The organism is Streptomyces sp. NPDC090994, assembly GCF_044768905.1.
Taxonomy (GTDB): Bacteria; Actinomycetota; Actinomycetes; order Streptomycetales; family Streptomycetaceae; genus Streptomyces.
The window spans coordinates 225,078-235,524 of record NZ_JBIVWS010000012.1 but is presented as its reverse complement, the minus strand read 5'-3'; the positions used below and the strand labels follow the sequence as shown (position 1 = coordinate 235,524).

The window sequence follows — 10,447 nt, the reverse complement described above, 5'->3', positions numbered from 1 at the left end:
CTCACCGAACGCGGCGCCACCCGCGCCGACGACAAGCTCTCCGAGGCCGCGATGGAAGACCGCAAGCGCGAGGGGTACTTCTAGACATGAGCACCGTAGACACTTTGCGGCTCGCCACCGCCGGGTCGGTCGACGACGGCAAGTCCACCCTGGTGGGGCGGCTGCTGCACGACTCCAAGTCGGTCCTGGCCGACCAGTTGGAAGCCGTGGAACGCGCGTCCCGGGGCGCCGCGCCCGATCTGGCGCTGCTGACCGACGGCCTGCGGGCCGAGCGGGAGCAGGGCATCACCATCGACGTCGCCTACCGCTACTTCGCCACCCCGCGCAGGCGGTTCATCCTCGCCGACACCCCCGGGCACGTGCAGTACACCCGCAACATGGTCACCGGCGCCTCCACCGCCGAGCTGACGGTCATCCTCGTCGACGCCCGCAACGGCGTCGTCGAGCAGACCCGCCGGCACGCCGCCATCGCCGCCCTGCTGCGCGTCCCGCACGTCGTGCTCGCCGTCAACAAGATGGACCTCGTGGGGTACGAGGAGAAGGTCTTCGAGTACATCGGCGAGGAGTTCGCCGCGCTCGCGGCCGAGCTGGGGCTGCCGTCCTTCACGCCGATCCCGGTGTCCGCGCTCGCCGGGGACAACGTGGTGGAGCGCTCGGCGCACATGGACTGGTACCGGGGGCCGGCCCTGCTGGAGTTCCTGGAGACCGTGCCGGTCGCCGTCGGACCGGTCGCCGCGCCGGCCCGCTTCCCCGTGCAGTACGTGATCCGGCACGGCGAGGACCGCCACTACGCGGGCCAGCTGGTGTCGGGCGCCCTGCGGGTGGGCGACCGGGTGACCGTGCATCCGTCCGGGGAGGTCTCCCAGATCGCCGGCATCGACGTGCTCGGCACCCCGGCCGACGCGGCGTACGCCCCGCAGTCGGTCAGCCTGCGCCTCGCCGACCAGCGGGACGTCTCCCGCGGGGACATGATCACCGCGGGGGTGGACGCGCCGACGCTCACCCAGGACGTGCGGGCCGCCGTCTGCCACCTCGCCGACCGTGAGCTGCGGGTCGGGGACCGGGTGCTGCTGCGGCACACGACCCGCACGGTGAAGGCGATCGTCAAGGATCTGGCGGGGGTGGACTCCCTGGCCGCCAACGACCTCGGCCGGATCGTGCTGCGCACCGCCGAGCCGCTGCCGCTGGACGACTACGCGGTCTCCCGGCGCACCGGCGCGTTCCTGCTGATCGACCCGGCCGACGGGGCGACGCTCACCGCCGGGATGGTGGCGCTCAGCGCCCCGGCGTGAGCCGGGGACGCGGGGCGTCCGTGCGTCCGGTCGGCGGGCGCCGGCTGCCCGCCCGGTACGGGGCGGGCCAGACGGCGCCCGGACCGTCGTAGCCCTGCTCGGCCGCCGCGTGCAGCGTCCAGTGCGGGTCGTACAGGTGCGGGCGGCCGAGGGCGCAGAGGTCGGCGCGTCCGGCGAGGATCAGGGAGTTGACGTCGTCCCAGGAGGAGATGGCGCCGACCGCGATCACCGGGACGTGGGCCTCGTGCCGGACGCGCTCGGCGTACGGCGTCTGGTACGAGCGCCCGAACTCCGGGCGTTCGTCGGCCGTGACCTGCCCGGTGGACACGTCGATCGCGTCGGCGCCGTGCGCGGCGAAGGCGCGGGCGATCTCCACGGCGTCGTCGGCGCTGGTGCCGCCCTCGGCCCAGTCGGTGGCGGAGATGCGGACGGTCATCGGCCGCTCCTCGGGCCACACCCCGCGTACGGCGTCGAAGACCTCCAGCGGGAACCGGAGCCGCTTGGCCAGGGTGCCGCCGTAGGCGTCGGTGCGGTGGTTGGTGAGCGGGGAGAGGAACCCGGAGAGCAGATAGCCGTGCGCGCAGTGCAGTTCTAGCAGGTCGAAGCCGGCCCGGGCGGCGCGGGAGGCGGCGGCGGTGAACTGTTCGCGGATGTCGGTGAGTTGCGCCCGGGACAGGGCGCGCGGGATCTGGCTGTGCGGCGTGTACGGGAGCGCGGAGGCGGCGACGAGCGGCCAGTTGCCGTCGGGCAGGGGTTCGTCCATGCCCTCCCACATCAGGCGGGTGGAGCCCTTGCGTCCGCTGTGGCCGAGCTGGACACCGAGCGCGGTGCCGGGGGCGTGGGCGTGCGCGAAGTCGGTGATCCGCCGCCACGCCTCCGTCTGCCGGGCGGTGTACAGGCCCGTACAGCCCGGGGTGATGCGGCCCTCGGGGCTGACGCAGACCATCTCGGTCATCACCAGCGCGGCGCCGCCGAGCGCGCGGGCGCCGAGGTGGACGAGGTGGAAGTCGCCGGGGACGCCGTCGACGGCGGAGTACATGTCCATCGGGGAGACGACGACCCGGTTGCGCAGGGTGAGGCCGCGCAGCCGCAGCGGGGTGAACATCGGGGGCGTGCCGGGCGGGCAGCCGAACTCGCGCTCGGCGGACTCGGTGCAGCGGGGGTCGCGCAGCCGCAGGTTGGCGTGGGTGACGCGGCGGCTGCGGGTGAGCAGGTCGAAGGCGAACTGGCGGGGCGGGCGCCCGAGATGCCGGGCCGGGCTCTCGAACCACTCCAGGCTGGCGCGGGCGGCGCGCTGGACGGAGGCGACGACGGGGCGGCGTTCGGCCTCGTAGGCGGCCAGGGCCCGCTCGGTGGTGGGCTGTTCCGACAGACAGGCGGCGAGGGCGAGGGCGTCCTCGACGGCGAGTCTGGTGCCGGAGCCGATGGAGAAGTGGGCGGTGTGCGCGGCGTCGCCGAGCAGGACGGTGTTGCCGTGCGACCAGCGGTCGTTGACGACCGTGCGGAACGTGGTCCAGGCGGAGCTGCCCGACCGCAGGGGGCGGCCCCGGAGGGCGTTCGCGAAGATCTTCGCGCAGCGGGCGGTGGATGCGGCGACGTCGAGTCCGTCGAAGCCGGCCGCGCGCCACACCTCGTCGCGCATCTCGATGATCACGGTGGAGGCGTCGGGCGCGTACGGGTAGCCGTGCAGCTGCATGACGCCGTGCTCGGTCTCGGCGAACTCGAACCGGAACGCGTCGAACGCGAAATCCGTCGCCAGCCAGATGTAGCGGCAGCGGTGCTCGGTGATCCGGGGACGGAAGGCGGCGGCGTACGTGGCGCGCGTGGCGCTGTGTACGCCGTCGGCGGCGACGACCAGATCGTGGCTCCGGGCCAGTTCGGCGGCGGGCGGGGCCTCGGTGCGGAAGCGGAGGTCCACGCCGAGGGCGCGGCAGCGGGCGTGGAGGACGGCGAGCAGACGGCTTCTGGCCAGGGCGGCGAAGCGGTGTCCTTCGGAGGTCTGGTGGATGCCCCGGTGGATGATGTCGATGGTGTCCCAGCGGACGAAGTGCTGTTCCAGGGCCTCGTGGACCTGTGGGTCGGCGTGTTCGATGCCGCCGAGGGTTTCGTCGGAGAGGACGACACCGAAGCCGAAGGTCTCCGTCTCCGGGTTGCGTTCCCAGACGGTGATGTCCCGGGTGGGGTCGAGGCGTTTGAGGAGGGCGGCGGTGCAGAGGCCGCCGGGGCCGCCGCCGAGGACGGCCGTGCGGTGGGGGTGGCTGCTCCTCGGGGGCGCCACGGTCACCGTCCGCTCCATTTCGGGGGGCGTTTCTCCTGGTGGGCGGTATGGAACTCCCTGTAGTCCTCCCCCGTCATCAGCAGGGCCTGGGTCGTCGCGTCCAGTTCGACCGCTGCCGACAGGGGCATGTCGAGTTCCGCCGTGAGCAGGGCCTTGGTCTGGGCGTGGGCCAGGGCGGGGCCGTCGGCCAGGCGGCGGGCGAGGGCGTGGGCGGCCTCGTCGGCCCGGCCCTCGTCCGTCAGCTCGCTGATCAGGCCGATGCGCTCGGCCTCCCGGGCCCGGACGGGTTCGCCGAGCATCAGCAGGCGGGTGGCGTGGCCGAGGCCGACGACGCGGGGCAGCAGATAGGCGGCGCCCATGTCGCCGCCGGAGAGGCCGACGCGGGTGAAGAGGAAGACGAAGCGGGCGCCCGGGTCGGCGACCCGGAAGTCGGCGGCCAGCGCGAGGACGGCGCCGGCGCCCGCCGCGACGCCGTGGACGGCGGCGATCACCGGGAACGGGCACGCGCGGACGGCACGGACGACCTGGCCGGTCATCCGGTTGAAGTCGAGGAGGCGGGCGGTGTCCATGGACAGGGTCGCGCCGATGATCTCGTCGACGTCGCCGCCGGAGCAGAAGCCGCGGCCCTCGCCGGCCAGCACCAGGGCCCGCACCCTCCGTTCCCGGGACAGCTCGGCGAGCAGGTCGCGCAGGTCGGCGTAGGCGCCGAAGGTGAGGGCGTTGAGCCGGTCGGGGCGGGCCAGGGTGACGGTGGCGACGCCGTCGGCGAGGCCGACGCGCAGGTGCCGCCAGGAGGGGGTGCGGGCGGCGGAGCCGGTGAAGGGACTCATGACGGCGGCCTCCTCATGCGGGGACATGACGAAGTTATCACTCGTACGTGACTGTCGTCACGGGTGCGCTATACAGGTCCGGGCGGTCCTCGGCGGCCAGTTCGGCGCGGAGCCGGGGCCGGGTCCCGACCGGTGCCCGTCGAGGTTCTGCCGGGCGGCGCCGTACCATTCATGAAGTTGAAAGCCGGACAGGGCCGCCTGTTCCACGAACGGAAACCGTCGTGCACGATTCCACTCCCGCCTCCGCCTCCTGGCGCGTAGCGCTGCCGCACACCGCCGCGGCCGTGCCGGTCGCCCGTGCCCTGGTGCGTACGGCGCTGGCCGAGCTGCGGCACGCCGCCGACTGCGACACGGCGGAGCTGCTGACGGCCGAGCTGGTCGCCAACGCCGTCGAGCACACCGCCGGCGAGACGCCGATCGAGCTGGTGGTGGAGCTGCTGCCGACCGGCTGCCGGGTCGAGGTGCACGACCCGGACCCGGCGCCGCCCAGCGGCCTCACCGTCCCGTGTCCGCCCGAGCCCGACCCCTTGCAGGAGGGCGGGCGCGGACTGCTGCTGATCCGCGCCCTCAGCTCCTCCTGCGGGCACCGCCCCACCGGCTCCGGCAAGGCGGTCTGGTTCAGGCTCCCCGCGGTCCCCGCTCAGCGGCGTCCGGCGTGACGTCGGCCCCGGCGCGGGCCAGCCGGGAGTTGCGGCGCCCGTAGCCGGCGTAGACCAGCAGGCCCGCCGCGAGGAACACGGCGAACTGGATCCAGGTCGAGCTGCCCGTCTCGTACATCAGGTAGAGGCAGAAGGCGATGCCCAGCAGGGGGGTGACCGGGTAGAGCGGCACCCGGAAGGTGCGGGCGAGGCCCGGTTCGCGGCGGCGCAGGGCAAGAACCGCGACGTTGACGACGGCCATGGTGGCGAGGGTGCCGATGGTGCACAGGTTGACCACCGAGTCGAGCGACGCGAAGGCCGCCGGGAGGGCGAAGACCAGGCCCACGATCCAGGTGCCGGCGACCGGAGTGGCGGTGCGCGGGGAGACCTTCTCGAAGACGCGCGGGATCAGGCCGTCCCGGGACATGGACATCAGGATGCGGGTCTGCCCGTACATCACGGCGAGGACGACGGAGGCGATGGCGACCACCGCGCCGAAGGCGACGATCGTGCCGCCGACGGCGGAGCCGGTGACCTGGTCGACGACGTAGGAGAGGGCGGCGGGGCGGTCGCCGACGGCGTCGCCGCCGATGGCGCCGATGGCCGCGAGGGCGACCGCGCAGTACAGCAGGGTGACCAGGCCGATGCAGACCAGGATGGCGACCGGGATGTCCCGGCGCGGGTTCTTCGCCTCCTCGCCGGCGGTGGTGATCGCGTCGAAGCCGATGTAGGAGAAGAACGCGGCCGTGGTGCCGGCGCCGATGCCGCCGAGGCCGGCCGGGGAGAACGGGGTGAGGTTGCCGTCCTCGAAGGCGGTGTAGCCGATGGCGCAGAAGGCGACCAGGACGGCGAGCTTCAGCACCGCCATCGCGGCGGTGGCACGGGCGCTCTCGCGCACCCCCCGGACCAACAGGACGCAGGCCAGGGCGATGACGATCACGGCGGGGAGGTTGATCACGCCGCCGTCGCCGGGTCCGGCGGACAGCGCGTCGGGGAGCTGGATGCCGAGGACGCCGTCCAGCAGTTCGTTGACGTACTGGCTCCAGCCGACCGCGACCGCGGAGACCGAGACGCCGTACTCCAGGAGCAGGCACCAGCCGACCAGGAAGGCGGTGGTCTCGCCGAGGCCGGCGTAGGCGAAGGAGTACGAGGAGCCGGAGACCGGGATGGCGCCGCCCAGTTCGGCGAAGGCGAACGCGGTGAGCACGCAGGTGATCGCGGCGAGGACGAAGGAGACGACCACGGCCGGGCCGGCCTCGCCGACCGAGTCGGACAGGCCGACGAAGATGCCGGTGCCGACGATCGCGCCGACGCCGAAGCAGACGAGCTGGAACAGCCCCATCGTGCGCTTCAGGCTGTGGCCGGCCCGGTCGGCGCCGGATTCGGCCACGAGGAGGTGGGGGGATTTGGTGCGGGGCATGCGGGTGGTGCTCGTTTCTGGTGGTGCGCGGTGGTGCGGGGCGCGAGGGTGGTCGCGCGCGGCGGCGCCGGGAGGGGTGGTTCCGGTGCCGCCGGACGGAGTACTGAGCGATCAGGCCAGGGTGGCGACCAGGACGGCCTTGATGGTGTGCAGCCGGTTCTCGGCCTCGTCGAAGACGACCGAGTACGGCGACTCGAAGACCTCGTCCGTGACCTCCAGGGAGTCCAGGCCGTGGGCGTCGAAGATGTCCTGGCCGACCTTGGTGCCCAGGTCGTGGAAGGCGGGCAGGCAGTGCAGGAACTTCACGTCCGGGTTGCCGGTGGCGCGCAGCACGTCCATGGTCACCGCGTACGGGGCCAGCGCGGCGATCCGCTCGGCCCAGACCTCCTTGGGCTCGCCCATGGAGACCCACACGTCGGTGGCGACGAAGTCGGCGCCGCGCACGCCCTCGGCCAGGGTCTCGGTCAGCGTGATCCGCGCGCCGCTGGTGACGGCCAGCTCACGGGCCCGGTCGACGATCTCCTGGGCGGGCCAGTAGCTCTTGGGGGCGACGATCCGGACGTCCATGCCGAGCAGGGCACCGGTGATCAGGTAGGAGTTGCCCATGTTGAAGCGGGCGTCGCCGAGGTAGGCGAAGGCGATCTCGGCCAGGGGCTTGTCGCTGTGCTCGGTCATGGTGAGCACGTCGGCCAGCATCTGGGTGGGGTGCCAGTCGTCGGTGAGGCCGTTGAAGACGGGGACGCCGGCGAAGGCGGCCAGTTCCTCGACCTTGGCCTGGCTGTCGCCGCGGTACTCGATCCCGTCGTACATCCGGCCCAGTACCCGCGCGGTGTCCTTCACGGACTCCTTGTGGCCGATCTGCGAGCCGGACGGGTCCAGGTAGGTGGTGGCGGCGCCCTGGTCGGCGGCGGCGACCTCGAAGGCGCAGCGGGTGCGCGTGGAGGTCTTCTCGAAGATCAGCGCGATGTTCTTGCCGCGCAGGTACCGGGTCTCGGTCCCGGCCTTCTTGGCGGCCTTCAGCTCGGCGGCCAGCTCGACCAGGCCGCGGAACTCCTCGGCGGTGAAGTCCAGCTCCTTGAGGAAGGGCCGGCCGGCGAGGGCGGTCGGGACAGTCGCCATGGGGCGCTCCAGAGGTACGAGAACAGCGAAGTACGGGTTACCGACACATACTAACGGAATACTATACGACGCACTGAATTCTTATACGGGATCTCTCTCCACCGGGCAGCTCATGCAGCGCGGTCCGCCCCTGCCCCGGCCCAGTTCGCTGCCGGGGATCTCTATCACCTCGATGCCTTGCTTCCGCAGGTGGGTGTTGGTCGTGACATTGCGTTCGTAGGCGACGACGACGCCCGGTTCGACGGCGAGCACATTGCAGCCGTCGTCCCACTGCTCCCGCTCGGCGGCGTGGACGTCCTGGGTCGCGGTCAGCACCCGGATCTCGCTCAGGCCCAGCGCGGCGGCGATCGCGCGGTGCATGTGCTCCGGCGGATGGTCGGTGACCTTCAGCTCCTTGTCCCCGGTGCCGGGCTCGATGGTGTAGGAGCGCAGCATGCCGAGCCCGGCGTACTGGGTGAAGGTGTCGCCGTCGAGCATGGTCATCACGGTGTCGAGGTGCATGAACGCGCGGGACTTCGGCAGGTCGAGGGCGACGATGGTGCGGGCCGAGCCGGCCGCGAACAGCTTGTGGGCGAGCATCTCCACGGCCTGCGGGGTGGTGCGCTCGCTCATACCGATGAGGACCGCGCCGTTGCCGATGACCAGGACGTCACCGCCCTCGATGGTGGAGGGGTAGTCGGCCTGTCCCTCGGACCAGAGGGGGAAGCGCTCCGCCCGGAAGAGCGGGTGGTGCCGGTAGATCGCCTCGAAGTGGACCGTCTCGCGCTGCCGGGCGGGCCAGCGCATCGCGTTGATGGAGACGCCGTCGTAGATCCAGGCGGAGGTGTCCCGGGTGAACAGGTGGTTGGGCAGCGGGTCCAGCAGGAAGTCGTCCAGCTCCATGACGTGGAAGCGCACGGAGACCGGCTCGGGGTGCGCCTCCAGGAACTCCCGCTTGGTCATGCCGCCGACCAGCAGTTCGGCCAGGTCACGGGCGGGCAGCGACGCGACGGCGGCCCGCAGGTGGTCGGTGGCCAGGACGCCGTACTCCTTCTCGTCGAAGACCCGGTCCAGGACCAGTTCCCGGGCGGCCGGGACGTCGAGGGTCTCGGTGAGCAGGTCGCCGAAGAGGTGGACGGCGACTCCGCGGTCGCGCAGGACGTCGGCGAAACCGTCGTGCTCCGCGCGCGCCCGGCGCACCCAGAGCACGTCGTCGAAGAGGAGCGCGTCCTTGTTGCTCGGCGTGAGCCGTTTCAGCTCCAGATCGGGCCGGTGCAGGATGACGCGGCCGAGCCGCCCGGCCTCGGAGTCGACGTGGAATCCCATGTCTCCATCCTGACCAGTCGGGCGGGTCTTCACCCGGCCGACGGGCGCATTTTCCGGCCGGGGGGCGCCCCTCGGGCGCAGCGGGGCCCGGCACGCCGCTCCCCCGTGCGCCGGACGCCGTCGGCCGCCGGGCCGTGCTCCCGCCGCTCGGGCGCGCGGTGCGCGTACCCCCTGCGGTGCGACGCCCGGTGCCCCCCAGGCTGGGACGGTCGTCAGCGAGCGGTACGGGAGAAACGGGAGACACCAGTGGACCAAGACGCCCTGATCACTCACTTCGTGGGTGCGTCGGCGCTGATTCTGGTGGCCGCGCACGCCGCCGGATGGCTGGCCCGGCGGCTCCGGCAGCCCTCCATCATCGGCCAGCTCGCCGCGGGCATCGCCCTCGGCCCGTCCCTGCTGGGCGGGGTCGCCCCCGACGCGTACGCGGCGCTCTTCCCGGCGGCCCTCGGACCGGCGCTGACCGGACTGGCGCAGCTGGCCCTGGTGGTGTTCCTGTTCGGCGTGGGCTACGAACTGGACCTGCGGATGCTGGGCGACCGGGCGCGTACGGCGGTGACGGTCGCGCTGGCGTCGTTCGCGGTACCGATGGCGGTGGGCAGCGGCTGCGCCCTGCTGTTCCGGGAGCAGCTCCACGACCTGGGCATGGACCGGGACCTGCCGCCCGCCGCCGTGGTCTTCGCCGGGGTGGCCCTGTCGATCACGGCGGTGCCGGTGCTGACCGCGATCGTGCGGGAGAACGGCCTGGCGCGGTCGGTGCCGGGCGTGGTGGCGGTCTCGGCGGCCGGGGTGCTCGACGTGATCGGGTGGACGGTGCTGGCCGGGGCGATGATCGACCGCGGCGGCGGGGCTGAGGGGCTGGGCTGGCCGTGGCGGGCGGCGCTCGCCGTCGGGTTCGTGGCCGTGATGGGGGTCGCGGCCCGGCCGGTGCTGCGGCGGCTGCTGTGGCGGACACGGCTGGAGCCCTCGCTGCGGCTGGCGCTGCTGCTCGGCTTCGCCCTGGCCTCGGCGTGGGTGACGCACTCCCTCGGGCTGCACGTGATCTTCGGGGCGCTGCTCGCCGGGGTGGTGGCGCCGCGCGAGGAGGGCGGCACGCTCGATCCGGACCTGGTGCGTCCGCTGCACGAGGTCGGCTCGCTGCTGCTGCCGTTCTTCTTCGTGATCTCGGGGCAGTCGGTGACGCTGGCCGGCCTGGGCACCACCGGCTGGGTCGCGCTGGGGGTGGTGACGGTGCTGGCGGTGACCACGAAGGTCGGCGCCGGGACCGTCGCCGCCCGGCTGGGCGGCCTCGGCCGGCACGACGCGCGGACCGTCGGCGTGCTGCTCAGCGCCCGCGGCCTGACCGAGCTGATCGCCCTGGACGCGGGCCGCCAGGCGGGCCTGCTGAGCGGCCCCCTCTACACGGTCCTGGTCTTCATGGCGCTGACGACCACGCTGCTGACCCAGCCGCTGCTGCGGCTGACCGACCGGCTGGCGGCCCGGGACCGCGCCGCCACGCTTCCGGCGCCCCGCCGGCAGGCGGACGGGACGCCGGCGGCCCGGGGCGCCGACAAGGGCTGACCGGGCCG

Annotated in this window: 8 protein-coding genes; 3 read left to right on the top strand and 5 right to left on the bottom strand. The window is 73.1% G+C overall.

From position 1 onward, the window contains the following. Positions 1–86 precede the first annotated feature (86 nt). Positions 87–1,292 (top strand): sulfate adenylyltransferase subunit 1, encoded by a 1,206-nt coding sequence (locus tag ACIQR3_RS24570; protein ID WP_403542432.1) that lies wholly within the window; start codon positions 87–89, stop codon positions 1,290–1,292. On the opposite strand, the gene ACIQR3_RS24565 is transcribed toward ACIQR3_RS24570, so the two are convergent. Together ACIQR3_RS24565 and ACIQR3_RS24560 are read right to left on the bottom strand one after the other, a co-directional pair. Continuing rightward, positions 1,276–3,588 carry a bifunctional salicylyl-CoA 5-hydroxylase/oxidoreductase gene (locus ACIQR3_RS24565; RefSeq protein WP_403542429.1) on the bottom strand — a complete coding sequence of 771 codons (2,313 nt, stop codon included), beginning with the start codon at positions 3,586–3,588 and terminating at the stop codon, positions 1,276–1,278. The two genes, ACIQR3_RS24570 and ACIQR3_RS24565, sit on opposite strands and share 17 nt — an antisense overlap. Next, positions 3,573–4,400 (bottom strand): enoyl-CoA hydratase family protein, encoded by an 828-nt coding sequence (locus tag ACIQR3_RS24560; RefSeq protein WP_403542426.1) that lies wholly within the window; start codon positions 4,398–4,400, stop codon positions 3,573–3,575. Before ACIQR3_RS24560 ends, ACIQR3_RS24565 begins: the two co-directional genes overlap by 16 nt. Positions 4,401–4,621: 221 nt before the next feature. Between ACIQR3_RS24560 and ACIQR3_RS24555 the strand changes: the two genes are divergently transcribed. After that, complete coding sequence (locus ACIQR3_RS24555) at positions 4,622–5,059, top strand: ATP-binding protein (protein WP_403542423.1); 438 nt, start codon at positions 4,622–4,624, stop codon at positions 5,057–5,059. On the opposite strand, the gene ACIQR3_RS24550 is transcribed toward ACIQR3_RS24555, so the two are convergent. From ACIQR3_RS24550 to ACIQR3_RS24540, 3 genes are all read right to left on the bottom strand, one after another. Continuing rightward, positions 5,019–6,458: an amino acid permease gene (locus tag ACIQR3_RS24550; protein ID WP_403542421.1), complete on the bottom strand. Its 1,440-nt coding sequence runs from the start codon at positions 6,456–6,458 to the stop codon at positions 5,019–5,021. The two genes, ACIQR3_RS24555 and ACIQR3_RS24550, sit on opposite strands and share 41 nt — an antisense overlap. 111 nt (positions 6,459–6,569) lie before the next feature. Beyond that, positions 6,570–7,577 (bottom strand): ornithine carbamoyltransferase, encoded by a 1,008-nt coding sequence (gene argF / locus ACIQR3_RS24545; RefSeq protein ID WP_403542418.1) that lies wholly within the window; start codon positions 7,575–7,577, stop codon positions 6,570–6,572. Positions 7,578–7,658: 81 nt separating this feature from the next. Further along, the gene (locus ACIQR3_RS24540; RefSeq protein ID WP_215166550.1) at positions 7,659–8,882 is read right to left on the bottom strand and encodes an arginine deiminase; all 1,224 of its coding nucleotides are present in this window, start codon (positions 8,880–8,882) and stop codon (positions 7,659–7,661) included. 246 nt (positions 8,883–9,128) lie between these two features. Here ACIQR3_RS24540 and ACIQR3_RS24535 point away from each other — a divergent pair, with 246 nt between their 5' ends. Beyond that, the gene (locus ACIQR3_RS24535; RefSeq protein ID WP_403542414.1) at positions 9,129–10,439 is read left to right on the top strand and encodes a cation:proton antiporter; all 1,311 of its coding nucleotides are present in this window, start codon (positions 9,129–9,131) and stop codon (positions 10,437–10,439) included. Positions 10,440–10,447 lie beyond the last annotated feature (8 nt).